This window comes from Bradyrhizobium sp. FW305-F6 (assembly GCF_058782905.1).
In genome coordinates this window covers 673,091-699,696 of record NZ_JBYSYD010000001.1, presented here as the reverse complement: position 1 = coordinate 699,696, position 26,606 = coordinate 673,091, and the positions used below count along the sequence as shown (strand labels likewise).

20 protein-coding genes and 1 pseudogene are annotated in these 26,606 nt (G+C 62.7%); 6 read left to right on the top strand and 15 right to left on the bottom strand.

Going from position 1 to position 26,606, the window contains the following annotated elements:
• Window positions 1-63: 63 nt before the first annotated feature.
• The 5 genes from AC3WLX_RS03440 to AC3WLX_RS03420 all read right to left on the bottom strand — a co-directional run bounded on the left by AC3WLX_RS03440 (window position 64) and on the right by AC3WLX_RS03420 (window position 5,938).
• Window positions 64-339, bottom strand: coding sequence for a hypothetical protein (locus AC3WLX_RS03440; protein ID WP_492334693.1), 276 nt, complete (start codon window positions 337-339; stop codon window positions 64-66).
• Window positions 336-1,919, bottom strand: coding sequence for a PepSY-associated TM helix domain-containing protein (locus AC3WLX_RS03435; RefSeq protein WP_492334692.1), 1,584 nt, complete (start codon window positions 1,917-1,919; stop codon window positions 336-338). The genes AC3WLX_RS03440 and AC3WLX_RS03435 overlap by 4 nt, the downstream gene beginning before the upstream one ends.
• Before the next feature lie 16 nt (window positions 1,920-1,935).
• The gene (locus AC3WLX_RS03430) at window positions 1,936-2,238 is read right to left on the bottom strand and encodes a hypothetical protein (protein WP_291624458.1); all 303 of its coding nucleotides are present in this window, start codon (window positions 2,236-2,238) and stop codon (window positions 1,936-1,938) included.
• 13 nt (window positions 2,239-2,251) lie between these two features.
• Entirely contained in the window at window positions 2,252-4,357 is a 2,106-nt protein-coding gene (locus AC3WLX_RS03425) for a TonB-dependent receptor (RefSeq protein WP_492334691.1), read from the bottom strand.
• A gap of 849 nt (window positions 4,358-5,206) precedes the next feature.
• The gene (locus AC3WLX_RS03420; protein WP_492334690.1) at window positions 5,207-5,938 is read right to left on the bottom strand and encodes a DUF3750 domain-containing protein; all 732 of its coding nucleotides are present in this window, start codon (window positions 5,936-5,938) and stop codon (window positions 5,207-5,209) included.
• A 443-nt stretch (window positions 5,939-6,381) separates the two neighbouring features.
• On the opposite strand from AC3WLX_RS03420, the gene AC3WLX_RS03415 reads away from it, so the two are divergent.
• Window positions 6,382-6,735 carry a hypothetical protein gene (locus tag AC3WLX_RS03415; protein ID WP_492334689.1) on the top strand — a complete coding sequence of 118 codons (354 nt, stop codon included), beginning with the start codon at window positions 6,382-6,384 and terminating at the stop codon, window positions 6,733-6,735.
• A gap of 64 nt (window positions 6,736-6,799) precedes the next feature.
• On the opposite strand, the gene AC3WLX_RS03410 is transcribed toward AC3WLX_RS03415, so the two are convergent.
• The 5 genes from AC3WLX_RS03410 to AC3WLX_RS03390 form a co-directional block, all read right to left on the bottom strand.
• Entirely contained in the window at window positions 6,800-6,970 is a 171-nt protein-coding gene (locus tag AC3WLX_RS03410) for a hypothetical protein (protein WP_492334688.1), read from the bottom strand.
• Entirely contained in the window at window positions 6,967-8,367 is a 1,401-nt protein-coding gene (locus AC3WLX_RS03405; protein ID WP_291630729.1) for an amidase, read from the bottom strand. The genes AC3WLX_RS03410 and AC3WLX_RS03405 overlap by 4 nt, the downstream gene beginning before the upstream one ends.
• A 31-nt stretch (window positions 8,368-8,398) precedes the next feature.
• Window positions 8,399-9,748 (bottom strand): TRAP transporter large permease, encoded by a 1,350-nt coding sequence (locus AC3WLX_RS03400; protein ID WP_492334687.1) that lies wholly within the window; start codon window positions 9,746-9,748, stop codon window positions 8,399-8,401.
• A complete protein-coding gene (locus AC3WLX_RS03395) occupies window positions 9,745-10,347 on the bottom strand; it encodes a TRAP transporter small permease subunit (RefSeq protein WP_291630040.1) in 603 nt (200 codons plus the stop codon). The genes AC3WLX_RS03400 and AC3WLX_RS03395 overlap by 4 nt, the downstream gene beginning before the upstream one ends.
• Before the next feature lie 116 nt (window positions 10,348-10,463).
• Entirely contained in the window at window positions 10,464-11,591 is a 1,128-nt protein-coding gene (locus AC3WLX_RS03390; RefSeq protein ID WP_492334686.1) for a TRAP transporter substrate-binding protein, read from the bottom strand.
• A 564-nt stretch (window positions 11,592-12,155) separates the two neighbouring features.
• Between AC3WLX_RS03390 and AC3WLX_RS03385 the strand changes: the two genes are divergently transcribed.
• Window positions 12,156-13,778, top strand: coding sequence for an ABC-F family ATP-binding cassette domain-containing protein (locus AC3WLX_RS03385; protein ID WP_492334685.1), 1,623 nt, complete (start codon window positions 12,156-12,158; stop codon window positions 13,776-13,778).
• 150 nt (window positions 13,779-13,928) lie between these two features.
• Here AC3WLX_RS03385 and AC3WLX_RS03380 read toward each other — a convergent pair whose 3' ends face one another.
• Together AC3WLX_RS03380 and AC3WLX_RS03375 are read right to left on the bottom strand one after the other, a co-directional pair.
• Entirely contained in the window at window positions 13,929-14,558 is a 630-nt protein-coding gene (locus AC3WLX_RS03380; protein WP_291618609.1) for a hypothetical protein, read from the bottom strand.
• Window positions 14,559-14,613: 55 nt separating this feature from the next.
• Complete coding sequence (locus AC3WLX_RS03375; RefSeq protein WP_492334684.1) at window positions 14,614-21,453, bottom strand: cadherin-like domain-containing protein; 6,840 nt, start codon at window positions 21,451-21,453, stop codon at window positions 14,614-14,616.
• On the opposite strand from AC3WLX_RS03375, the gene AC3WLX_RS03370 reads away from it, so the two are divergent.
• A complete protein-coding gene (locus AC3WLX_RS03370) occupies window positions 21,370-22,299 on the top strand; it encodes a hypothetical protein (RefSeq protein ID WP_492334683.1) in 930 nt (309 codons plus the stop codon). The two genes, AC3WLX_RS03375 and AC3WLX_RS03370, sit on opposite strands and share 84 nt — an antisense overlap.
• 140 nt (window positions 22,300-22,439) lie before the next feature.
• Here the strand turns inward: AC3WLX_RS03370 and AC3WLX_RS03365 are convergent, their stop codons facing one another.
• On the bottom strand, window positions 22,440-23,573 hold the full coding sequence (locus tag AC3WLX_RS03365; protein WP_492334682.1) for a glycosyltransferase: 1,134 nt from the start codon (window positions 23,571-23,573) through the stop codon (window positions 22,440-22,442).
• Window positions 23,574-23,694: 121 nt separating this feature from the next.
• Here AC3WLX_RS03365 and AC3WLX_RS03360 point away from each other — a divergent pair.
• Window positions 23,695-24,048: pseudogene (locus AC3WLX_RS03360) on the top strand (MBL fold metallo-hydrolase); the annotation flags it as partial.
• Between the two features lie 145 nt (window positions 24,049-24,193).
• Here AC3WLX_RS03360 and AC3WLX_RS03355 read toward each other — a convergent pair.
• Window positions 24,194-24,442 carry a hypothetical protein gene (locus AC3WLX_RS03355; RefSeq protein ID WP_492334681.1) on the bottom strand — a complete coding sequence of 83 codons (249 nt, stop codon included), beginning with the start codon at window positions 24,440-24,442 and terminating at the stop codon, window positions 24,194-24,196.
• A gap of 192 nt (window positions 24,443-24,634) precedes the next feature.
• On the opposite strand from AC3WLX_RS03355, the gene AC3WLX_RS03350 reads away from it, so the two are divergent.
• The gene (locus AC3WLX_RS03350; RefSeq protein WP_291618621.1) at window positions 24,635-25,096 is read left to right on the top strand and encodes a cupin domain-containing protein; all 462 of its coding nucleotides are present in this window, start codon (window positions 24,635-24,637) and stop codon (window positions 25,094-25,096) included.
• Between the two features lie 6 nt (window positions 25,097-25,102).
• Here AC3WLX_RS03350 and AC3WLX_RS03345 read toward each other — a convergent pair whose 3' ends face one another.
• Window positions 25,103-26,065 (bottom strand): alpha/beta hydrolase, encoded by a 963-nt coding sequence (locus tag AC3WLX_RS03345; RefSeq protein ID WP_492334680.1) that lies wholly within the window; start codon window positions 26,063-26,065, stop codon window positions 25,103-25,105.
• A 138-nt stretch (window positions 26,066-26,203) separates the two neighbouring features.
• Between AC3WLX_RS03345 and AC3WLX_RS03340 the strand changes: the two genes are divergently transcribed.
• Window positions 26,204-26,470: a hypothetical protein gene (locus AC3WLX_RS03340; protein WP_492334679.1), complete on the top strand. Its 267-nt coding sequence runs from the start codon at window positions 26,204-26,206 to the stop codon at window positions 26,468-26,470.
• The last annotated feature ends 136 nt before the right edge of the window (window positions 26,471-26,606 follow it).

Below are 26,606 nucleotides of genomic sequence, written 5' to 3'. Positions count from 1 at the left end.
GGTCAGTAGCACAAGTTGACTTGTGCACGCGCGGTGTCGGCTAAAGATTCGATTGCGACAAGCTTAGGGTGATTGATCCCGATTCCGGCGCATGTTCGTTAGTGCCGCAATTGCCCAACCGAAGATCGCGGCAGCACCGATCCAGATCAGGAAGTCGCTCCATCTTCCAGCAAAGGCGAGGACAAATCCGGGCAGAAACACCGCCAACAGAAGCAATCGCCGGATGCCCGGGTGCGCGGTGATATCCTTACGACGCTTCGGATCGAATTCTGCAAGAAGCGCGATGCAGACGGCGCTGAAGAAAGCCGCACCCATGCCGAGCCAGCCGAGCAGCATCATTCGGCCGACTGCATGATGGCGCCGGCGCTGAATGTCGTTTGCTCGCGACGGCGCAAAGCAAGCCCGGCCGAGACCACGCTCACAAGCCCGCCTAGCGCGACCAGTCCATCCATTACGGGTATCGCACTCTGGCCTGCCGCGAGCGCCGCAGTCCAATTGGGTCCGCCGGCGGCAGCGCGCAAAAATGGAATTACCATCATCAATATGCCGGTTGCACCGAACAGCAGCGGCGGCACTCGTTCGACCGAGCGCATCACTATCGTCGGAACCAGCGCAAGCAAGGCTGCTATCAGAAAAGCTGCAGGAGTCCAGAACGCGGTCTCGAGCGACGGCAGGCTGGTGAAATAAGCCGCGGCCGCAGCCGTCATCGCGAATGGCAATCCGCCACCCACCCAGGCCGAGGCGCGGCCAAGCCCGCGCCAGCCAGGTTGATCGGAGCGACGACGAACCCACAAATTCAATCCGCTCCATGCGACGTACGCACTTGCAGCACCCAGAGCAAACCATACTGCGCGTGACCACCAGCCGGCAAAATTGCCGAAGTGAACGGGACCGATAAGGCCAAGCAGCGACGCCCCCCACGACGGCTTCAAGCCGACGATCGGCCGCTCGCGGATCAACTCTCCGGTCGATCCGTTGTAGATCAATCGCATCGCCGTCAAATCCCCGCTCCGCGGCAGCGGAAAGACGGTGATCCTGGAATCGGCGCGACCGCGGTTTTCCCATCCTGCACTCATCAGGGGGGCGCCGGCACGCTGACGCGCATCAGATAGTATGCGATCGATGTCGGCAATTGCCGCCCGACGGGCGTCGACGACGTTCAACCCATTCAGCGTCGTGACCATCTCGCGCACGTCGCCTTTGAAGGCGATTTTCGCCAACATCGGTAGCGCCACCGCGATGGCAAAGCTGAGGTAAGCGCCAGTGAAGGCTAGTACGAACGCGTGCGGCAAAGTCCATGTTCCCGCGACGGAGTGGAGATCGCGCAGGCCGACGAGCCGAGCGCGTCCCCGCATCACGAAGATATCCCGGAATAAATGCCGGTGCATCAGGATACCCGAGACCGCCGCCACCAGCATGGCAAGACCTAGGATGCCGGTAAGGATCAGTCCCCACGGGTTAGGCACGTGCAGGCGGACGTGAAGATCGACATAAAAGCGTCCAAGCGCTGTGTGGGGATCATTGGCCGCAAGTTCGTTGCCAAGTCCTTCCTGGCGCGAGATCACGCTTCCGTTCGGTCCGATCACGTAGAGGATGCCGCGCTCGCGGCGGACGCCGTTCACGGTTTCATCAGTATGGAAAAACGCATGCACGCGGCCGGCGGGCGTGGCCCGAAGACCGAGGTCGCCACGAAATTCCTCAGGTGTTTCCGCTTCGAGCCGCGCCAGCACAGCGCCCAGCGGTTGGTTCAGCGGGTCGTTCATTCCGAGCAACCCGCCCGACCAGAGTTTGATCTCGTTCGAGAACACCGCGGCCGTGCCCGTCACAATGACGGCGTAGAGCAAAAGCCCGAGCATGGCGCCGGCCCAGCCATGAACCGCCACCAGCGCTTTGGTTTCACGCGCTTTCAGATTGATCACGGCTCCTCCACGGAATTTAGCCGGCGATCATACCGCGCAATGCGATTGCGTGAATGACGGCGATGACCGTCATTGTAATCGCGACGCGGCCAAGGCTCCGATCTAACAGGGCGTAAAAGAATATGACGCCCCAGATCGCAGGCATGAAGAACAACGGAAACGCGATATGGTCAACGCCTCCAGAGCCCTTCGGGATCCAGAAGGGCATCACGGCCAAGATCAGGGCGGTGAGGGCGAAGGCGCACGGCCCTGCGAGTAGCGCCCGCAGCCAGGGCTGCCAGCGGCTGCGATCCCACACCCTTGAATCCGACGTCGCCAACGGTGCACTCGCCTCAGAAATTGAACGTGGTCGACATCAGATAAGTGCGCGGCGCGCCGAGCGACACCGCGCTGCTGACCGTGCGGTAGGAGTTGTAGTAGGCTACGTTGAAAACGTTCTCAACGCTCGCGCGGACAACGATTGGCTTGCCGTTCCACGGCGAAGCAAAGGTATAACGTGCCCCGACATCGACCCGCGTCCAGTCAGGCAGCACCTGAGTGTTGGCATCATTGGCAAAACTCTCGCCGGTGTAAATGACCCTGCCCGTTAGGGTCAGGCCATCGACGAAGGGAGTATCCCATTCCGCGCCGACATTGAGGTTAACCGTCGAGATGCCGACCGGGATCTTGCCGTTGTAATTGAATGTGATGCCGCCCGGGAACGTGTAGCTTTGGGAAACCACTTCGCCGTTGATGATCGTCACGCCGCCAAGCACCCGAAACCAGGGCGTCAATTCACCGAAAGTGTAGAGCTCGATGCCACGGTTGCGCTGCTCGCCGACGAGCCTTCGTGCAGGCAGTGGCTGCCCTGCCACCGGAACCGACGATGCGTTCGGAGCCGTGATATCGAAATAAGAAGTGGTGAATGTGATGCGACCCACGTCGATCTTCGCGCCGGCTTCCAGTTGCTTGGTTTGAGCGGGCGGCAGAATTTCGCCGACGTTAGAGTATGTTGTCGTTCCAGAAACTACTTCCGGCAGCTTGAGGCCTTCGATGTAGTTCGCGTAGAGCGAGACATTCTCCACGGGCTTCACAATGATTGCGTAGCCGGGACTCCATACCGAGCCTTCGATATGAGAGGAAGTGGGCGGCGTCAGGAAAGTCTGGCTGTCCGCGCCGACCGATTGCCGACGGGCGCCGACGATGAGCTGCAGGCGGTCGCCGAACATCGACATCGTGTCGGCAATGCCGACGCTGCGCATGTTTGTCTGGGTTTTCAGATCCTGCACGATGGCGGTGAAGTTCGGCAGCGGGCTCGGAATGGGATTGTAGAGATTCGAATTGATGATGCCGCCAGACCTGCCGAAGGACGTGTAGTCCCGGTCGAACGTCGAATAGTTCACGGTGAAGAGATGCTTGACACGCCCCGTGTGTCCGCTCGCGCGAAAGCCGATGTCACTCGCGTAGTTCTCGAAGATGTCATATCCTTTCAAAGCGGGATTCGACCAGTTTCCGAGGCCGCCGACGTTGGTGATGCGCGGCGACACGTACTGAAAATTGACGTCGCTCCGGTGATAGCCGCCGGCGGCGTACAAGGTGAGCCAGTCGGTCATGTCGACTTCGGCCCGCGCCATGGCAAACGAATCCTTCGTCTTCCAGCTCGCCCAGTCCGGCATGTAATTGGTGCCAGGGCGAGGCGGGGCCGGCACGGGAATGGTGAACGCGAAGGGCGGGCTCGATGTAAACGTTAGGAAGCGCTGCGGCGGCGTGAGGTTTTCGGCTTGGTAGCCGACGTCAACGGAAACTCGTGCACGCTCGCCGCGATAATCCATATTGAGGACCGCGTTTCCAAGTTCGTCGGTCTGTCGGTCGATCGTTGTGTTTCCGCCGCGCCCGCCACCGTTGAAGCGGATGCCGAATTCCTTGTGTTCGCCGTAGCGACGCGCCACGTCGATGAAGGCGCCGAACTGGGATTTGGAAATATACAGGCCGGTAAGTTGGGTGATGTCGAAGTCAGGAGCCTGCTTCGTTACCAAGTTGACACTGCCGCCGACTGCGCCCGCGGGCGGCATGCCGCCGAGCATGACGCCAGGGCCTTTCAGCAGCTCGACGCGCTCGAGATAGTTGGCCGACGTCGAATACGCGGGCGCCATGCCGTAGAGGCCGTTCATCGCGTAGTCGCCGGCGTCGTAGTAGAAGCCTCTGATGTAGAGACCGTCGACGCCGTTGCCGGAAGGTGTCTTGCTTCGGACCGATGGATCGTTGGCCAGGACATCGGCGACGGTGCGCGCCTGCTGGTCCTGCATCAGTTTCGCGGTATAGCTGACCTGGTTGAACGGCGTATTCATCACCCCGCGATTGCCAAGGAATCCGAGCTGTGAGCCCGTGGCGACCTGACCGCCAGCATAAGGAACCGGCGGAGCACCAAGCGCGCCGGTGGCCGGCGCGACAAAGGGCACCGGCTCAACCTGACGAAATGCAGCCGGAGGAGCGCGGCGCCGTGTAGTTGCCGTTGCTCGTTGAGCACGTTGAGCCGGGCGCGCGCGAGGCGTGGTGGGATTCGGCGCGTCGACATGGACGGGCGGTAGCGCCGATTGCGCAAGAGCCGACGTTGCACATCCGAGAAATCCGCCCGCGAAGGCCAGATGGCTTGCCGCGCCCAACAAGAACGCACAACGAAAGAGCTTGCTCCAACACGGACGCGACATCCCGAACACCCCTAAGCACAGCTTAATTCCACAGCCAAGCTGGGCTTACCATGCTGGATATGTCGGGTACCGTTTAGGGCGGTTAGAACCGCTCGAAACACGCGATTCTCTAAGATGTCTGTTGCGTGATTGCTACGACTGGGCCTAACCCGGCCGATCTTCGCGCGCCAGCATTTAGAATTAGAATGATTCAACGGCGCTGCGAAGACCAAGTCAAAAGAAGTTGGCAACCGTCACCGCTATAAGAGCGTGCGGCACCAGCACACTTCCGCTGTGGGCAAGTCTGCGCTCGCGACTAAACAAGACCTTGCTGCTTCTCCTAGCGGAAGCAACCATCGCGCGCCCCTCGGGTCGATGAACAGGAGCGCCAAGCGACCTACCGCGTCTCGTTAAGCCTTGCGTTGATGCAAAGTAGTAGGCATGGCACGGCTCTACGCAGTGCTTGGCAATCTTTCAATGGGGCAGCGGCGGTCTGCTCGTCCGCAAGTTGTTTCCGGCCTACACTCGGCAGCCGACGTTCGAGCGAGCTTCGAGCTCGGCAGCTCGGAGCCAGAAGGTGATTTCAATCAAGTGCCTTCGGGAGTCTTCAATAGGCGGCTCTTACAGGCTCGGCCTCACTCCAAAGCGGCCGAGCCCAGGCAGCTTGAGCGCCGGGCGCCGGATGTCGAAGCCGAGAACCGCGCCGAAAAAGTTGATCTCCAAGCCTTCGACCCAGCCGATCGAGAAGCCGACGTATCCGGCAAGCGAGGCATAGATCCCGGTGCCGGACGCTGTGACGCCGAACCATTTGCCGGTGTAGGGGAAGTCCTTGCCGATCGCGGTCGGCGGCAGCACGACCTGGAGCTCGGGGACGGAGTCGAGTGCAGCCTGCACGAAGGTGTTCGAATTCGGACCGGGCCAGACGCTGTAGTCGCCATAGGATCGAAACCTGTAGTTTTCGACGACGTCCCGGATCTTCGGGATCAGCGCTTCCGCGCGCTCGCCGTCGACGGCCACGATGATATCAGGCACAGCGCCGAACCAGCGCCCGTCCGGAGCGAAGCCGTTGGTGCGGATCGGCTCGCCCCAGGCCGTGTAGTCGTACCTTGTGTAGGTCGGCGCATCCTTCTCCTTGACGACGATCCAGGTATGGATCGCGAAGATGCCGCGCCATCTCACCGTTCTGGCTCCGAACACCCGGATGACGGCCTCGCGGTGATCGGCTGCGGCGGCCAGGAGACCCGCGCTGGAGCGATCGGCCGTTTGCCAGTTCTGGCGGCCATCGCCCAGCCAGAAATATCTCGCCGCCGATGCGGCAAGCGGTGCGAAGACGAGGAACAGAAAGATGAGCAACGGCTTTTTCAAGGGAGCGGTACGGCGGGATCTGTGACGAACATATAGTTCGCTTCGATGCCGCCGCCATAGCCGCCCCCGGGTCGTCGAACGGGCCCGTGACCTCGGTCGGAACCGTCATTGGATGGAGCACGCGCATGGACATGAAGCAAGCCGCGGCAATGACGGAAGCCTCCGGGCTGACGGACGACCAGGCCGGCATGGAGCGGACTTCAAGCCCGCGGCCGGGTTCCGGCTGGCAAGGAGCTTCTGCTCCGGGGGCGCGGATGCTGCCCCCGTCCGGGGAACGATGGGCTGACCAGCTGCGCGCGGCGACGATGAGGGCGCCGTTACGCTTCTTGCTGGTCGCTTTCCTGGCCGGAGCATGGATCGCTCGCCGCAGATAGGAACCGTGCGAGGAAGCAAGCGGCTTCCGGCGCACTGGCATATGGAAAGGGTGGAAGATGAGAGTTCTCTTTTTGGTCGTGACGATCCTTCTGGGCACCATGTCGCTCTCCATGGCGCAAAGCTCAGGAGGAGGAGGAGGTTCAGGCGGTGCTTCATCCTCGGGCGGGGCAGGCGCAACCGGTTCGGGCGGCGGCTCGACGCTCTCGAACGGGACGACGCTGAGTGGAACCGGCGGCTCGCCGGGGCCCAACAGTCTCAATGCCAAGGGCCAGGGGACAACGGGCCAGAGACTCGGCATAGCCCCGTCAACCCAGGAAAGCGGCGGATCTCGACCGAACTACAACTCGCCCGCCGCAAACGCCGCCGTCCAGCAGCTTGGGAACACCAACACCGGCATCCTTAAAAAGTAGCGATGATCGAGGCGCGTGCCCGCGTCGCTTCGGCGGCGGCGTTTCGACGGTCGCGCTGCTTAGCTCAGCGAGCCGCGCCGTTCGTCCGCAGGGATCGCACGAAATCGATCACGGCCAGTATCACCACGCTCACGACGATGATGATGAGCGGGATGGCCTTGATCCAGACCAGCAGGATTCCAAGAAATGCGATCATGAGCGCGAGGCCGATGAGGCCGGTGATCAGATTGGTCATCGCAATTTCCTCTTCTCCCCGCCGGCAGCCGATTGCGATCCGGTGCCGGGGACGTTGCGCCGGCCGCCCCCGCGCGTGCGCCCGATGGCGGTGGTCAGCCAGCGCGCGGTGCGCAACAGGCGGGCGTCGTTGCCACGGCGGCCGATGAGCTGAACGCCCAGCGGAAGGCCAGTTTCCGAGCGCATCAAGGGCAGGCTGATGGCGGGCACGCCGAGATAAGTCCAGAGCGAGCAGAAGACCGGGTTGCCGGTGGTTTCGATGCCGGGCGCCGCGCCTGGTGCAGCAGGCGTCAGGACCGCGTCGTATTCGTCGAAGATAGGGTCCAGCGCCTCGTTGAGCGGCGCAATCCCGGCCAGAGCGTTGCAATAATCCATCGCAAGATGCGCGCGCCCGCGCGCGATCGCCTCACGCAGACGGGTGCTCAGCCTGTCTTCGCCGCGCTCGTGGTCGCGCCGCAGATTGTGCGCCATGTCGACTTCCATGATGATGCGGTGCATGTCGACGGCGCTGTCGAAGCTTGGCCCAAGCTCGACTTCGCTGCACGCTTCGCCCAAGGCCCCGACGAGCTCGGCAAAGGCTTCACGCGTCACCGGCTCGGCCTGATCCCAGACCGGAGAGCGCACGAAGGCAAATCGCGGCGGCAGCGGCGGCTCGCTCGCCGCTATCGCAGAGAATGGCGGGCGCGCAACGGGCCGGGTGTCCGGATCCTCCGGGTCGAAGCCGGCCATGACCTCGGCGAGCAGGGCCGCGTCCTCGACACTGCGCCCGAACACGCCGACATGATCGAGCGTGCGCGACAATTCGAGCGCGCCGCTGCGCGGAATGAGACCATGCGTGGGCTTGAAGCCGACCACGCCGCAGAAGGCGGCAGGACGGATCACCGAGCCGTTGGTCTGCGAGCCGATGGCACCCGGCACCATCAGCGCCGCGACGGCCGCGGCGGAGCCCGAGGACGATCCGCCGGGCGTGTGATCTGGGTTGTGCGGATTTCGGGTCTTGCCCGGATTGTAGTAGGCGTACTCTGTGGTCACCGTCTTGCCGAGGATCACGGCGCCCGCCGCCCGCAGACGCGCCACGGCCGCCGCATCGCGCCGCGGCGTGCGTCCGGCCCACAGCTCCGATCCGAATTCCGTCGGCATGTCGCCGGTGTCGAAGATATCCTTGATGCCCACGGGCACGCCATGCAACGGGCCCGTGGCCTTGCCCTGCTTGCGCCGATCGTCGGCGGCCTTGGCCTGCCGCATCGCGTGATCGCGATCGAGGAACGCCCACGCCTGGATGTTGCGATCGACCTCGTCGATGCGCCTGAGGCAATCGCCGACGAGCTCCACCGAGCTGAGCCGGCCCTCGCGGATGCCGGCCGCAGCCTCGGCGAGACCGAGCGCGTTGAGACTCATACACAGCCCTTCGTTGGTTGGCCGGGCACACTCATCGCGCCCCGTAGAGGTAGTTGGGCAGCCACAATGCGATCCCCGGGAAGATGTAGACCAGTGCCATGGTGAAGAAGACCAGGCCGACGAACGGAAGCGCGCCGGAGAAGATGTCGGTCAGCTTCACCTCGGGCGGCGCCACGCCTTTCAGATAGAAGGCGGCCATCGCCACCGGCGGCGTGTTGAATGCGGTCTGCGTGTTCAGTGCCACCAGGATGCCGAAGAAGATCGGGTCGATGCCGTACTGGGGAAGCAGCGGCAGAAAGATCGGCACGAAGATGATGATGATCTCGGTCCATTCCAGCGGCCAGCCGAGCAGAAAGATGATCAATTGGGTCAACAGCAGGAACTGGATCGGCGACAGGTTCATCGAGGCGAAGAACTGCTCGACCACCGTCTGTCCGCCAAGAACGGCAAAAACCGCCGAGAACGTCCAGGATCCGATGAAGAGATAGCAGACCATCGCGGTGGCGCGCACGGTCAGATACACGGATTCGCGGATCATCTCGTAGTTGAGTGAACGATAGGCGGCCGCCAGCACGATGCTCATGAGGGCTCCCACCGCCGCCGCTTCCGAAGGCGTCGCGAGGCCAAGCAGGATCGCACCGAGCACCGAAACGATCAGCAACGCAAGCGGCAGGAACGACGTGGCGAGCGCCCAGATGACCTTTGAGGTCGGCACGTCGGTCTGCTCGCGTGGCAGCTTCGGCGCGAGCGCGGGATTGATGATCGCGCGTGTCATCGCATAGAGGACGTAGAGGCCGGCCAGCAAGAACCCGGGAAAGAACGCCGCCGCATAAAGCTTCACCGCCGAGACGCCGGCGGTCGCTGCATAGACGATCAGGAGGATGCTCGGCGGAATCAGGATGCCGAGGCAGCCGCCGGCGCAGACGACGCCCGCCGACAGCTTGGTGTCGTAGCCGGCTCGCAGCATCGCCGGCAATGCCAGCAGCCCCATCAGCGTGACGACGGCACCGACGATGCCGGTGGCGGTCGCGAACATCGCGCAGGTGATCAGCGTGGCCACCGCAAGCGCGCCCGGAACGTTCTTCATCGACAGTTGCAGCGAATAGAACAGGCGGTCGAGGATGTTGGCGCGCTCGATCAAATAGCCCATGAACAGGAACAGCGGAACCGCCACCAGCACGTCGCTGGACGTGACCTCGAACGTCTTCTGCACCAGAAGCGTGAAGATGCGGTTCTGGAAGAAGTCCTGACCGGGAGTGTAATAGGCATAGTAGCCGAACGAGACGCCCATCGCCATCAGCGTGAAGGCGATCGGGAAGCCCAGCATGATGATGAAAATGAACAGGCACAACATCAGCATGCCGAGTTGAGGATCGGTCATGCGCCTGGTCCCTTCTCGCTCTGCGGCTCGGCCGCTTGCTGCTGACGTTCGCGGATGACGAGGCTTTCGGTCTCCTCCACGTCGTGCAGGCGTTGCGGCCATCGGCCGGTGCGGATGCACAGCACGCAGCGGATGATTTCGGCGACCCCTTGCAGGAACAGAAGGAAGCCGGTGAGGGGGATCAGCGCCTTCAGCGGAAACACGGGAACGCCGGCCGGACTGAAGATGCTGACTTCGCGGAAGCGCACAGACATCTGGGCGTAGTTCCAGCCCGAATACATCAGCGCCGCGATCGCCGGCAGGAAGAACAGGATATACAGAACGAGGTCCATCGTCGCCTGGGTGCGCGGCGACCAGAGGCGGTAGACCACGTCGGCGCGGACGTGGCCGTTTCGCGAGAGCGTGTACGCGCCGGCCATCAGGAACATCGCGCCATAGGTGATGTAGCTGATGTCGAACGCCCAGGTGGTCGGTGCCCGCAGCACGTAGCGCACGAACACCTCGTAGCTGACACCCAGCGTCAGGACGAGGATCAGCCAGGCGAACGCCTTGCCCACCCACGTGCTGAGCTCATCGATGAAGAACAGGAATTTCGTCATGCGAGCTGAACTCGCTGCGAGCAGACCATCCGGATGTCCCCCTCCCAACTCGTGGGCGGCGCATCAATTGCGCCGCCCTCTCACGTTCGGCGTCTCGCGATGCGTCGCGACGGCCGTTAGACCTTGAGCACGCCCGGGAAATGATGCTCGAAGGCGCCGCGGTAGTCCGTCGCGTTGTTCATGTTGTAATAGACCACGCGGCGCACCCATTCCTTCTGCGAGTCCATGACCTTCTTCATGAACGGGTCGGAGCCGAGCTGGGCGATCAGGCCGTCCCACGCCTTGATCTGCGCGTCGAACACCGACTTCGGCGTCCTCTGGACGTTGACCTTGTCCTTGTTGATCAGCTCCTGCAGGTCCTTGGAGTAATAGTCCATGGCCTTCCACTCGTTGGCGGAGGACACGGCTTCGGCGGCGTATTGCAGGATCGCCTGCTGTTCCTTCGGCAGCGTGTTGAATTTGGCTCGGTTGAACATGATCTCGAAATATTCCGTCGCCTGATGATGACTGCCCATCATGTAGTTCTTGGCGACATCCTGCGCGCCGAAGCGCCGGTCCGAGGTCGGGTTGTTGAACTCGAATCCGTCGATCACGCCGCGTTCCATCGCGGGCACGATCTCGCCACCGGGCAGCTGCGCGACGGATGCCCCCATTGCCTGGAACAGATCGGCGGCCAGACCCACCGTGCGGTACTTCAGGCCCTTCAAATCGGCGTCGCTGGTGATCGGCTTCTTGAACCAGCCGAGCGGCTGGGTCGGCATCGGCATGGCGAAGAAGCTCTTGATGTTGACGTTCATGATCTTGGTCTGGAGCTCCTCGAACAGCTCCTTGCCGCCGCCGTTGTGGATCCAGCCAAGGCCTTCGTTGGCGTTGAAGCCGAACACCGGGCCCGTGCCGAACAGCGAGGCGGCCTTGTGCTTGCCGTACCAGTAGACGGTGACCGTGTGCGCCGCGTCGATCTGGCCGCCATGAACGCCGTCGAAGACCTGGAACGGATGCACGACTGAGCCGCCGACCAAATAGTCGATGCGCAGCCGGCCACCGGCCATGTCGTTGACGCGCTTGACGTAGTCTTCGGCCATCTCGTTGAAGACGTCGGCCTTGCCCCACGAGCCCTGCATCTTCAGGGCTACTGTCTGCGCCCGGCTGACTTGCGGCATGGCGATGGTGGCAGCGCCGACCGCGCCGGCGGTGAGCAGGAATTTGCGACGAGTCGTTCTGGTCTTTTCAGACTTTGCAAGCATGGACGTCCTCCCTGGCGGCGTGATTGTGCGAACGCGTCTCGGCGCGCTTTTTGTTGTTGTTGACCGCTGGAGGTATGCCGCATTCCAGCGACTTTGATCCCAGTCTGGACGTATTGCGCGCGTCCGACAAGCGCTCCGGTGTCGCATTGATCTTAGACGTTCGGCTCGCAGCAGCCGGATGCTCACGCGCCTGTCGCGGCGCAGCAAAAGCTGCAGCCGGACGCCCGTGCGATGCTCGTCCGCGATTGCATGCCGGGCCTCAGCGGAAATGTTGTCGCCGGGCCAGCTGCCCGTCGCGCGACCACTGGTTGGCTCAGTCGCCCGATGTGTTGAGGTCTTCAAGAACAGTGCTTGTCCGGAAAGCGCTGCGTCCGAAAACTGTCGTTCGCCGAAGTGATACCTGATTGCCCGGACCTGCCGACGATCAGGGTTTGAATGCCCCCGGTGACCGGGCGCGGGAGGAGTGGGGGGCGACCGAGCCGGATTCCGTACCCTGCCGGGGCTTCCCCTGGCCGCCCGCATGGCCTATGACGCTGCAACGCAAAAATCCCCCAAAAAGACCTCATGATCCGCCTCGACAACGTCAGCAAGCAAGCCGGCCACCAGATCCTGTTCATCGAAGCCTCCGCGGCCCTCAATAAGGGCGAGAAGATCGGGCTCGTCGGCCCGAATGGTGCCGGCAAGTCCACCCTGTTCCGGATGATCGCGGGGGAGGATCTGCCCGACGAAGGGCAGGTCTCGACCGATCGCGGCATCACCATCGGCTATTTCAACCAGGATGTCGGCGAGATGAGTGGCCGCAGCGCGGTGGCCGAGGTGATGAATGGGGCAGGGCCCGTCAGCGAGGTGGCGGCGGAGCTGCGCGAGCTCGAGGCCGCGATGGCCGATCCTGACAAGGCCGACCAGATGGACGAGATCATCGCCCGTTACGGCGAGGTGCAGCACCGCTTCGAGGAGCTCGACGGCTATGCGCTCGATGGCCGTGCGCGCGAGGCGCTCTCCGGCCTCGGCTTCAGCCAGGAGATGATGGAGGGCGACGTCGGAAAACTCTCCGGCGGCTGGAAGATGCGCGTGGCGCTGGCGCGCATTCTCCTGATGCGCCCCGACGTGATGCTGCTCGACGAGCCCAGCAACCATCTCGATCTCGAAAGCCTGATCTGGCTGGAGAAATTCCTGCACGATTACGAAGGCACGCTGCTGATGACCTCGCATGACCGCGAGTTCATCAACCGTGTGATCTCCAAGGTGATCGAGATCGACAGCGGCTCGCTCACCACCTACACGGGCGACTACGAGTTCTACGAGCAGCAGCGCGCGCAGAACGAAAAGCAGCAGCAGGCCCAGTTCGAGCGCCAGCAGGCGATGCTCGCCAAGGAGATCAAGTTCATCGAGCGCTTTAAGGCGCGCGCCTCGCACGCCGCCCAGGTGCAGAGCCGGGTGAAGAAGCTCGACAAGATCGAGCGGGTCGAGCCGCCGCGCCGCCGCCAGAGCGTCGCGTTCGACTTCCTGCCGGCGCCGCGCTCGGGCGAGGACGTCGTGGCGCTGAAAAACGTGCACAAGGGCTACGGCTCAAAGCTCATCTATGACGGCCTCGACTTCATGATCCGCCGCAAGGAACGCTGGTGCGTGATGGGCGTCAACGGCGCCGGCAAGTCGACGCTGCTCAAGCTGGTCGCCGGCGCGAGTGAGCCGGACGAGGGCACGGTGGCGCTCGGAGGCAGCGTCAAGATGGGCTATTTCGCTCAGCACGCGATGGACTTGCTCGAGGGCGAGCGCACCGTGTTCCAGTCGCTGGAGGATGCGTTTCCGACCGCGGGGCAGGGCAGTTTGCGCGCGCTCGCCGGCTGCTTCGGCTTCTCCGGCGACGACGTCGAGAAGCGCTGCCGGGTGCTCTCAGGCGGCGAGAAGGCGCGGCTCGTGATGGCCAAGATGCTGTTCGACCCGCCGAACTTCCTGGTGCTGGACGAGCCGACCAACCATCTCGACCTCGCCACCAAGGAGATGCTGATCACCGCGCTCTCGGATTTCGAGGGCACAATGCTGTTCGTCTCGCACGACCGGCATTTCCTCAGCGTGCTGTCGAACCGCGTGCTGGAGCTGACGCCGGAGGGCATCCACCAATATGGCGGCGGCTACACGGAATATGTCGCGCGCACCGGGCAGGAGGCGCCGGGATTGCGGAGCTAGGACATGATCCGGAGAAGTGCGCAGCGGTTTTCCTTGAGGATCATGCGCGCAGACACAAACGAACCCCGCCTCCGATGGGCGCTCTTCGTCGAGTCACTGCTTTTCACCACAGCATCTCAAAACGGCGATGCTCGATGGCAAGGGGCTAGATCACGCCAGACAGGTTGCGCTTCGTCTACGCCACCAACCGAGCAGGCCACCGCAGACAAGGACCAGGCCGGGCAGGCCCGCGCCGACGATCGGACCAGGGACCGCTGCGATGCTCAGATCTCCACTCAAATCCAGGGTCAGGAGCGGTGACGGGTCAAAGGGGACCGTGTCAGCGCGTAGCAAGTTAGGTGTGATGTTGATCGTCACCGGCCCGCCTAAGAGGTCACTCGCCTCCAGAACCACCCTCCAGGTCGTGACATCGTACAAGGACCCCGTGGTATCCGGCGCCGCCGGCGTCGCGGTAATGTTTCCGTAGAGGCCGTCGGCCGTAGAAGGCCCTGGGGTTTGCGGAAACGAATTGAGCACCAGGTTGAGCAGATTCGCGTTGCTGGGACTGGAAATCGACATCAGGAAATTGCCGAACACCGGATCGCCTGACTGTCGCAGATCCAGCGTGAAGTCGAGGTTGCCACCAAGCGTACCGTTGATGGTTACCGATGTGGTGGTCGTACCTGAAGTCCAGTCGGTCACATTGATGGTAGCGGCACGGGTTTCACCGCTGAAACAGACGACAAGCAAGAGGCAGACGGAAGCCAAGGCGCGGCCAACGCAAAGCCAGAAACTGGGCATCGAAGTTCTCCTGTTACTCTCTACTACTTTCTCGGCTTCTATCTTCTACTGTCGCTCAAATATTAAACTCGAACGGTTGAAGGTTTAGCAGCTGGCTCTGGCTTACGCCGAGCAGCTGGATATGCTCGTTGACCCCCAACGTGATCACCGTGTTATTCCCGGGGCTGCTGTCAGCAAGGATTTGGTCGACCGTCAAGCCAGCGAAACCCTGGAAGTCCAGCACGTCCTTCGTCGGGTCGAAGTCCGCGATGGTCGTATTGAAGTTGCCTTCTTTGAATACGAAGGTGTCGCTGCCTGCACCGCCCTTAAGACGATTGGTTCCATTGTCACCGCTGATGACGTCATTCCCGCTTCCCCCGGTGATGACGTCATTACCCGCGCCGCCGATGAGGATATTGCCATTGTTGTTGCCGGAGATCGTATCGTTGCCGGATCCGCCGATGACATTGTTGACCACGCCGGCAAGCTTCTGCACGCCGGTCGGCGCACTGAAGGCGATACTGGCACCCGCAGTCCCGCTGAGGCTGATGGTCGTATTCGCCGAACTCGCTTGGAAGTTATAGGCATTGGGCCCGTCGTTGACGGTGAGCGAGACGGTTACGGGAGTGCTGTTCGACGTGCCGTCGGATGCCACATAGGTGAAGCTGTCGTTGCCGGTGAATGTCAGCAGCGGCGTGTAATCGAACGAGCCATCGGCGTGGAGGACGAAGGACGACGCATGCGCCGGGCCCGCCTGCAGGACCGCACTCAATAGCGCGCTGTCGACGTCAGTGTCGTTGGCGAGCACGCCGGGGCCTGCAACATGGAGCGCTTGATGCAGGTTGGTGGCGTAGCTATCGCCGCTGGCGACTGGCGCGACGTTCTCGACCACGACGTCGTCGACCTTGACGTGGTAGTCCTGCATGGCGCTTCCGCCACTGTTGTCTTTCACCTTTACCAGCAGATCATAGACGTTGTCGCCGTTGCCATCCGTCGGATTTTCGTAGTCCGGAGCGTCCTTGAAGGTGATCGCGCCGGTGGAGGCGTTGATGTTGAACTTGCCGGCATCCGCGCCGCCGACGATCTCGTAGGTCAGCGTCTGTCCCGGATCGGGGTCCGATGCCGACACGGTCGTCACCGCCTTCGTGTTCTCCGGCACGTGAATCTGGTCGTTCGGACCGACGATCACGGGCGGGTTGTTCGCCAGCGTCGAGGCCACTGGCGCGACGAAGGTCTTGAACGAGCCCTCCTTGATCAGCATGCCACTGTCGAGGAATGCGTCGCGATCGTCTCGCACCTCGATGGTCAGGGTGTTGACGGTCCCCGGGATCACGAGGCCGCTGATCGTGAGCGTATGCGTGTAGGCATCCGCGCGGATCTGATCGGCTAACGGTCCTGTCGTCGGCAGGTTGTAGACCAGGTCGCCCGACCCAGAATAGACGAGATTCTTAATCGAAAGCGCGGCGCCGTTCGACAGCGAGCCGATATCGACGCCGTTGAGCTTGATCGAGAAGATATCGGTCAGATCGCTGCCGTCGAATTCGGGCAACTCCTCGGAGAACAGCACGGCATCGAACGAGAATGCGGTGTCGCCCGGCTTCGGCGTGAAGGTATAGGTGAGCTTGGCGCTGTCGTCTTCCAAGCCTGCGGTGCCCAGGTCGGTCGACAGGTCGCTGGTCCGCTCGATCGTGTCCGCCGAGGCGGATACGAAGCCGCGCACGGTCTCTTCCGCGCTCACGCCCGCTTCGGAGATATAGAGATAGAGCGGCTGCTTGGTGCTGACTGCCGTCGTCAGATCGAAGCCGATTGCGCCGCCGTCCCCGAGCGTCACGCTGTGCCCGACTTCCGACGCCAGACCGGTGGTGTCAAATATACCGAGGGTCGCGAGACCATCTAGCAGGCCGTTGGTATGACCGTCCAGTTCCGCAGTTTGAAAGCCTCCGTCGCGCATGGTGCCCGACCGCAGCACAGTGCCGTTGTTGCTGTAGTCAAACACGTCCAGCTTCGAGATGCCGTTCATGACAGCGGCGGAGTTCGTACTGCCAATGAACTGACGGCTCAGCACGATCGCGTCGAGATCGAAACCGCTGAACTTGCCTGAAGAGCCGCCCCTGCCTGAACCACTGTCCTCGATCAGCAGCGACTTGATGTCGATTCCCAGCCCTGTCAACTCGGCTCGGTAGATGGTCGCGCCACCGGTGTCGCCCACCCGCGTGAAGGTGAGGGGGATGCTGCCTGCGATCGACGTCGGGCCCGATGTTTCGTTCGGTCCCGCTAGATCCGCCGCACGACCCGTCGAGAGAATTATGCCTGAGCCCAGTCCGAAGGGATCGCCGTTGAACGTTGCGAACGACTCGGCGTTCCCCTCCACCGTCAGTGTGCCGTTCACACCGCTCGCGCCTTCCAGCGCCGCCTCCAGTGCCGTCGCGGTCGGGGCCGCGGTGATCCACGGTGTGGCGAGCGTCGAAAGCGACATGAGCGACATGGCGCCACGGCTGCTGTCGAGCCCGGACAGTGCCGTCAGCCCATCCGACGGCGACGAACTCGGCACCCACGCTTCGTTGTCGCTGACGATGTAATCGGCGTTGAGGTCGAAATCGCCGTTCACATTCCTGACCTTTGCGATCAGGTCGTCATAGCTACCGTATCCGCCATACCCGCCATACCCACCGTATCCGCCATAACCACCGGAGTCCTCGTGATGGACGTAGATATAGGCGTCACTGCCGACGAACTCGACGCGATAATCCTCGCCATCGTGCAGCGAGATGGTATCGCCTTCGCTGGCGTCGAAGTCCTTGATGTCGGCGTAGTCGAGATCGCGGCCGCCGTCATAGGCGGCACCGTTTCCGGTGCCGAGAACGAAGCGATCGGCACCCGTACCGCCCGTGAGGAGGTCGACCTGGGTAAAATCGTTCATCCCGACGCTCGCGCCGCCGTCGAGGTAGTCGCTGCCTTCGCCGCCGTTCAGCTCGTCGTCACCCGCGTGGCCAACCAGTATGTCGTTGCCGCCTTCGCCGAAGAGATGGTCATCGCCGCCGCGATTCTCGCCCAGCCAGCCGATATCGCGGAAGACCGTGTCCGTCCCGTTCAGGACGTCGTCACCCTGCGAGCCCAGAACCGACAGGCCTTCGATGCCCGTGAAGTTGACGGAAGACGTTACCGAATTCGGATTTCCGACGGCGGATGCAGTGTAGCTTCCCTGATTTGTCCAGAGCGTGCTGTAGTAGACCGTTTTGTCGGTTGAAACGAGGAAGGACGAACTGCGCACATTCTGGTCTGATCCGAGACTCGAATAGTCGAGAAACAGGCGGTCGCCAGCAGCTTGAACAAAGGCGAGGCTCGGGGTGCCGTAAGGTCCCGGATCGCCAACCGAGTCTCGACCGCCGTCGACGGTGTCGAAGCCGAGGCCGGAGAGGATGACGTCTTCACCGTCGCCGGTGTCGAAATGGTTGTTATGCACGCCAAGCTGCGCAACGAGATCATTGCCGGCGCCCGTGCGAACGTCGCCTAGATATTCGAAGTGCTCGGCGCCGGCACCATTCGAGATCGAGAAGTTCGCGCCCTGATTTTCGGCCGTTCCTTCCTGGCCGATCAGCCTCAGGTTCTGGCTGGTGAAGGAGAGATCGATCGACAGCGTGTCGAGGCCGCTGCCGCCGTCGAGATGAAAGGCGGCTGGCTGCGATGCGGCGGCGCCGCCAAAGTCGAGCGTTCGATTGACGTTTGTTCCCCAGGCGACCGTATCGTTGCCGCTTCCGGTGTGAACGTCGTCCGCGCCGCGTCCCGCGATGACGATGTCGTCACCACTGTTGGTGTATATGCGGTCGGCCGACTGACCGCCATAGACCGTGTCCGCCTTGGACGTCCCGGTGAGCCAGAGCCGCTCGATGTTCGAGAAGTTGACCTGGTCAAGCTGGCCGTTGTTGGTCGCGTTCTGTCGGGTAAGCTGGCCGCCGGTCGTCGACCCGAGCGCGAAGCCGCCGGTCACACCCTGGCCGACGTCCGCATAGTAGCCGGAGTAGACGACACGCAGGACGTCGCCCGGCAGATCGGCCGGCACGTCGCCGGAGGTACGATTGCCGCGTCCGTCGACGGTCTCAACGACTTCCCGACCGGAGATGTTTGGATCCAGGATGTTGTCGAGGTTATTGCCGCGCAGCGTGTCGCCGTAAGCCGAACCAAGCACGTTTTCGACGGTCTCACCGCCGAGATTGTATATGTCACCTGCGGCCGTCCCGCCGGCCCCGACGCCAAACAGATCGACGGTTACCCCCGCATCGGAGTCGCTGTAGAGCGTCCAGTCTCTGCCTGCGCCACCGACGATGATGTCGGCGCCCCGGCCACCGATCAAGATGTCGTCGCCACCGTCGCCATTGATGAAGTCGGCTCCATCGCCGCCCTCGATGGTATTGTAGCCGAGGTCGCCCGTGAGTGAATCGCTCGCGCCCGTGCCGATGAGGTGGTTGAAGGAGCTGATGCCGCGGCCGCCGGCTGGCGCGGGGATTTCCATCCCGATCCTGTCGCCACCCGCACCCGCGCCGACCCCGAGATCCACGGTGACCGGCCCGGTCAGATGGGCATAGGTGAGTGTGTCGTAGCCGCCCGGACCGCCATCGAGCAGTTCGTCACCGTCACCGCCGCCCCGCACAACGTCGTTGCCGAAGCCGCCGAGCAGAACATCGGATCCACCGCGGCCTTCCAGAACGTCGTCGCCGCTACTGCCGTCCAGGACGTTGCGGAACTGATCGCCTTGCAAGCTGTCGTTGTTGATCGACCCCTGTACGTCCTCGATCGAATAGAATTTGTCGCCCTCGGCGTCGCCGCCAAGCTGGTTGACGCGCGTGAGGTCGATATACACCGCACCCCAGGAGGTGATGTAGGTGGTGCCGTCCTCGCCGCCGTTGCTGCCGGCCGGAACGAATCCACCTGCACCGTTCAGCAGGTCAGCGCCTTCGCCGCCGAGCAGGAGGTCATTCCCGAAGCCGCCGAGCAGGTTATCGTTGCCCTTGCCGCCTTCGAGGAACACATTGTAAGGGGCGTAGTCGGCGCGAATGTAGTCGTCGAAATCGGTGCCGATGGCCCGCTCGATCGACACAAACTGATCGCCCTCCGCATCTCCGCCCGAGCCGTAGTATGCGGAGTCGGACAGGGTGATGTAGATGCCGGTCGGTGTCGGCAGGTCGCGGTTGGCCTTGGAGTAGTCGACCGTATCATTACCTTCGCCGCCATCGAGGAAGTCGGCACCCTTGCCGCCCTCCAGCGTGTCGTCGCCCTTGCCGCCGCGGAGAATGTCGTTGCCGTCTCCGCCGGAGAGCGAGTCCGCGCCTGTCTGGGTGTTGGCGAGGTCATCGCCCCACAGTTCGTCGTGTGCGGCACCACCGATCAGCGTATCGTTGCCGGCTCCGCCAAACATCACGCTGTTGACGTGCACGTCATTCTGGATGACGACAAAGTCGTTTCCGGCGCCGAAGTCAGCCCTGATGGTGGTGGGAATCGCCACGCGCTGGGTGACCCCGAACGCGTTCACATCGAGGAAGCCGGGCTCGATTTCTCTCGGGGAATCATCCTTTGGATCAATGTCCTCGCCGTCCGGATCCGGCTTGCGGGCCAAGGCAATCACATAGCCTTCAATGTCCGGGTTGTTGGGATCGACGAGGTGAACTTCCTTGCCGGTGTTGTCGGCGACGATGCGAAGGTTCGCCCGTGGGCCGACATTGAGCTGGAGATCGATTCCCTCCATCGACGCGAGGCCGGGTGCGGAAGCCGTGGGCACCACGGTTTCCGGCGGGCATTCGAAATCCGAGAAATCAGCGAGCGTGGCGCCGGCGAGAGAGATGTTCTTCTCGACCGAAAATGGCCCGAATCCGACCTGGATGTAGAGATGGACGTCGACATAGGCGCGCCCGTTGATGTCGAACGCGCAGCCCCAGTCGGCACTGGAGGGACGGAACTTCTCGACCGTGAAATAGGCGTCCGTATTGAAACCGAACTCGGCCGCAACGCCGGCCTCGCCGGCCACGAAGTTGATTGCCGCGCCGCCGCTGATGCTGGTGTTGAGCCAGCCGACCGGCTCATAGGCGAATGGCACGCCCGTGGCCTTATTGAGGCGGCTAGGACCGTGCAGATCCGGGTTGTCCGCCTTGGTGGTGAAGTAGAACCCATCGAAGAAGTTCTTCGTTGCCAGGCCTTCCGTGTCGTAGCCGATGTCGATGTCGATGCCTGCTGCGAGCGCGCCCCTCAGCGTGAAGCCGAGCGGACCGAGCACCGGGAAGAAGCCACCCGCTTGCACCTCGAAGCTGAACTCTGGCACGTCGTACTTGATGATGTCGACCGGAACGGTGTTCTGGAAGAAGATGTTGAGAATGGTTTCGGGGTGCTCGAACAGCGAGAACTCGAAGCCGGTCGAAGTTGCTTCGGGCGGCAGGAGATCGTCGACAACCTTGAGGAAGTCCTTGGCGATGTCGGAAAGCCCACTCAGCGCGCCGATCTTCGAGGTGAGCTGATCGATCACTGCCTCAGGATCGATGTTCGACGTCGTGGCGCCACCGAACAATGAACCGCCGCCGATGTCGATTTCGCCGGAGCCGTCCGGTGCCGCGAACTTGCGTAGTTCGGCGATAATCTTCACTGCGCGGTAGAAATTGCCGATCGGCTGCTGCAAGGATGGATTCGCATAGGCCGCGAGGTCGCCGATCGTGATGATGCCGTCACCACCGCCGCTGATCGAGCCGACTTTGTCGAACTGATCAAGCAGCGGCGTGAACGCCTGGGCGATCCCGTTCAGCGCCGGCATGGGCTCCATGGCGATATCGACGATGGTGCCGAGCGCACCGTGATTGAAAATGCTGGCGATATCGCCCAGCGTGTCGCCAACGAGACCGAGATACTCCTTCAGATTGATGGTGACGTGCTCCAACCCGAGCGTCGGCGCAGTGAAGGTCTTTCCGTCGGTTCCGAAGCTGAAGGTGAGCTCACCATGAGTCTTCGGAAGAACATCGGCGAGGAAGGTCGTCTCGAACTTGAGATCGAGACCGACATCCGCCTCGACCGTCGGGGTCGCGGAGAATGTCGTCCCGTTGTAGTCGACGTCAATTTTGAAAGTGGCCGTAAATTCGTCCTTGGTTGGGTCGGCGTCATCGACCTCGATCTTGGCAAGGCCGAGGTCCGCTTCGGTATCTTGGATCGAAAAGCTCGCCCCGATGCCAACTTCGACCTCCGGCGCGCCATCCACCATCGTGAACGTACCGTTCGAATTGATGGAGATCTGGGCCTGCAGCTTGGCGCTGAAATCGGCGTTACCACTCGCATTTATCTTGAAGATCGGAAGCTCGTCGACGGCGATATTGAAATCTTCCGTCTCGGCCGTCACCGTCGTGTTGAAAGCAAGGCTTATGTCGCCGCCCGCCGAAACCGACGCGGTGACCCCGGGAATCTCATTGAGTTTGGCGACAAGCGCGTCCGCGAGGCTTCCGCCGGCGCTCTGCGCCTGCGTAAGCGCATCGTGTATTTCGACCTTCAGAGCCGCGAATGGATCGAGAGTATCAACCCCGCCAACTTTCTCTGCGACGGTTCCGATCGCTCCGATGAGTGGAAGGTCGCTGTTACTGACCTCGGAAACGATGCTGTTTCTAATCTTGTCGAGAAAAGCGTCGATTTGCGATTCAAATTGAGCGGCGGTGACGGCCATAGACGCACCCCATTTTTTCCAATCAATTTCATTATTAAAGATAGAGAAAACGCTCCTGGCTCCCCGAGTAATTAATGCCGAGCAACCAGTTCTAAAAATTTAATATACGTTGACTTCGCGCATTAATGCAATCGCAAACAGGGTTCCAAATTCGCTGAGCTTGTGAAATGTCGCGCCGCTCGCACTGCGCAACAACAACATCACGCGTGCACGGGCTATGTACATAAAGACAAAACAGAGTCGGCGATTATCTCGGACGCATCATCCGAGAGGAGCAGGGCAATCGTTCGACCGATCTGCGATGCGCGTCGGCGTATGTTCACATCAGCACACAACGCATCGATATTGGCGACGATGGAGTCCGCCGTAGCATCGCTCCAGGGCAAGAGCCTGCCGACGCCAAGACGCGCCACGGTCTCGCCGATGAGGCGTTTCTCGAGGTCCGGCGCAAGCACAAGCTGCGGCAGGCCAGCCGCAAGCGTCATCGAGACAAGCCCCAGTCCGCCGTGGGAAACAACGATGCGGCTACGCAATGCGATATCTACGATTTTCAGCGGACGTGGTTCGAAGATGACGCCCGCAGCTCGGAGTTTATCCAGGTATGTTCCGGCGAGATTAGGGACGTGTATCCTCACCCTCGACCCGTATCGCGCGAGCGCCTCATAGATGCGCTCGGCCCCGTGAGCAGTCTCCGAAAAGTAGACAAAAATCTCATTGCCCTCCGCGACATGGGAAGGACTCCAGTTCGGGAGGATTGGTGCGAGCATGCGGTCGCGCCGTGCATCGCCATAGGGATCGAAGAGCGCGAGAGAGTGCGGCATGCGCCGCTCTGCGGCCATGATCTCGGGTAATCGCGCCAGCGCAGGCCTGCCGCATCGTTCGAGAGCGACATTAATTGCCTTGAGCAGCTCGGGCTCGGGAAACGTCGGACGCGAGTTCCACAACGGAGGGTAGGCCTCCAGATGGTCCGGCGGAAGCGAGAAGCCATTGCCGGTGGCGACGACCGGGAGACGCTGGCGCGCCGCCAGTTGCAGCATTGGCGCGAAGTCGGCGACGACCGCGTCGGGTCGCGTTGCATTGAGAAGGCCGTCCCATCCGCGCACGAGGAATTCGACAACGCCGGAATCTCGGAGGCCGAGGATTGCAAGAATGTCGCCGAATGTCACAGTCGGTTGCCGCCCGCCGAAGCCCGCATTGACCAGCAGGCCCGGCCAAACCGGTGCCTGCACGAAGACCCATGAGTCCTCGAGGGGACGCAGTGCTCGCATCGCGTCGAGCCGTTGGACCGCAAAAGTGACGCGCGCGCCACGGCGTGACAGTGCGCGTGCAATGCCGCCCAGGGCCGTCACGTGTCCCCTGTTGGCGCCGAGCTCCCAAGCGAGGAGGACGTGAGGGTTTGGCATGGACGTCCCTGACTGTCAGTTCGCAAGACCTTACACGGCGACGCCGGCGGTCGCTACGCCCGGCACGCCCGCTGAGGAACAGGGGCAGGCGCTGCTGGTCGACGACGATTACGCGATGATACCGTGACGCCGACCCGACGCCGGGGCATTGGCCGTGTCGTTGCTGCGTGAACATCTCCTCGAACGACCAGCACGCGGTCGTCGCGGGCGGCCTCGTGCATCACCAGATCCGGTGCCGCGCGCCGACTGGACGGCGAAACCGGATCGGGATCCGAAGCAGTCGGCGGTGTCGCGGCGAAAGTTCTTCGCCTCCGTCGCGGACACCGATGCGCTGATCCTGCCGATCCACTTTCCGTCGCCGACGGTGAGGCTGATCAACCCGTTGGGCGACGTGTTCGACTACCGCTTCAAGCGGGAGTGACGGTGCGCCCTCGTCGTCATGCCCGGGCTTGTCCCGGGCATCCACGGATCTGCTGCCGGGCCTCCAGAACGTGGATGGCCGGGACAAGCCCGGCCATGACGAAGTTCGCTTTGGCAATCGCCCGCTAACGCGACCTCATCGCGCCTTACGCACTGGTCTCGCACTTCTTCATGAAGCTGTTCTTGGCAGCGCCCGCGAGCGGCTTGCCGTCGGCGCTGACGGCCTTGGGCGTGCAGGCGTCGGCCTTGCACTTCTTCAGGAACGAGGTCTTGGCGGCGCCGGCCAGCGGCTTGCCGTCCTTGCCGACCGCCTTGCTCTCGCAGGTTTCTTGCGCGAAGGCCGAGCCCGCTGCAAAGGTGGCAACGATCGCCGCCAGGAAAATCCGTTTCATCATGGGTGTCTCCCTAACCAGAAATGGCGGGGCGGATTGGAACCGGGAATCATGGCGCAATCAAGCAGGATCGGGGCCGGCGTGTCCGGTTTGCCCCGCCGTTTTTTCGTGCGCGATCCTCTCTGCTGCACTGCTCGCTGACCCGGCTGCGCGATGCTGATAGCTTCGCGCGGCCGAAACGGAGGGAGTATCGTGATGGACGCCGCGATCGCGAAAGACCAGGAAGCCGACGGGCACTCACACCTGGTTCGACCGCAAGACATGGAATGGCAGACAACGCGCTTTCCGGGTTGCGCGGCCAAGACGCTGCTGTTCGACCGCCGCACGGGCCTGATGACCGCTTTGATGCGCTTTGCGCCGGGATCGGTGCTGCCCGATCACGAGCATGTCGGCATCGAGCAGAGCTGGGTGATCGAAGGCGCGCTGGTCGACAAGGAGGGGCCGGCCAAGGGGATCGCCTGCAAGGCCGGCGAATTCATCTGGCGCGAGGCCGGCAGCCGGCATGCCGCCTGGTGTCCGGACGGCGCGTTGATCCTGGCCATCTTCCAGGTGCCGAACAAGTTCTTCGAAGCCGACGGCCGCGCCGTCGACGCCGCCGGTCAGGATTGGGACGAGACCTGGGGGCACACCGGCGTGCAGCGCACCAGGAGCGCCTGATCGCCGTCACACGCCTCGCGCGAGCAGGGCCTTGAAGTCGGCGCGTGCGCGCTGCGCCTCGGCGCGCGCGGCGTCGGAGGCATCGCCCATGCCGAAATAGCCGTGGATTAGGCCGGGGCCCTCGTGGTGCTTGACGCGGACGCCGGCGGTCTCCAGAGCCCGCGCATAGGCCGCACCCTCGTCGCGCAGCGGATCGAACCAGGCGGTGGTCACGACCGCGGGCGCGACGCCGGCGAGGGATGCTGCGCGCAGCGGCGAGGCGCGCCAGTCGCCCGCATGGGCGGGATCGGCGAGATAGTGGCCGCAGAACCATTCCATCGTCGCACGCGTCAGGAAATAGCCCTCGGCATTTTCGGCGCGCGAGGGATAGCGTGCGTTCTCGTGCGCGTCGGCATAGGAACCGAGCACGTCGGTGACGGGATAGACCAGGAGCTGGGCGGCGAGCTTGATGCCGGCATCGCGGCAGGCGATCGCGGTGGTCGCCGCGAGATTGCCGCCGGCACTGTCGCCGGCAACGCCCAAGCGTTTCGCATCGCCGCCAAATTCCGCGACGCGGCCAAACACATCGCCCGCCGCGGCAAAAGAGTCCTCGAAAGCGCCGGGAAAGCGCGTCTCGGGCGGGCGGCGATAGTCGACGGAGACGACGACCGCGCCGGTCTCGATCGCAAGGTTGCGCGCCTGCCGGTCGTGGGTTTCGAGATCGCCTGCAACCCAGCCGCCGCCATGGAAGAACACAACGGTCGGTGCCGGCGTGGCACCGGCCCGGTAGACCCGTGCATCGAGCAGGCCCGCACCGCCTCTTACCTTGATGTCCGCGACGCTGTCGACGGGCGGCGGCGGGATGGCTGCGCGCGAGGCAGCCAGTGCGCGCAAGGAATCGCGAGCGCTCTGTGGCGTCATGACCGTGGGATCGCGCATCGGCATAAGCGGAATGATCTCGGCGATGACGGGATCGAGCGGCGCGGCCATGGCGGGTCTCCTTGCGCGGTTCTTGGTCTTGCTTGCGGCTCAGCATAGGTTTTGCGGGGCGCATCGGCAACCGCATCATGTCGCAAATGCCGGCGACGTCGGACCGCGATCGGCTCGTTCATCAACGGGCAGGGCATCATGCGCTCCGACATCCTGTGCGAGGTCAGGGAGATGCCGGCGGACGAGGTGATCATGACCTGCGTCGCGATGGGCTGTCCGGACGCCAATTTTGCCGCGAACGCAGTTCGCTCGGACCGCGAGCACAATGACGAGTTCGTGTCTCGCGTGGGTTTTGCCGAGCAGACGAGGACGAGGAGAATATTCTCTGGCCGGAATTTTTTGGTGCGGTGTCGCAAGCGGCCTCTTGCAATCTCGGAGTTGCGGGAGGAACAATGTGCGGACTGAGAGGTTTGATGCTGGCGCGAGGGAATTGACATGCGGCGGCTGGCTAGCTTGGTTCGGCGGTTGTTTGGTCCACGGATGCGGCGTCCGATCGATGATGATCCAAGTCTTCCATTCACACCCGAAGAGTTCGGCCGCC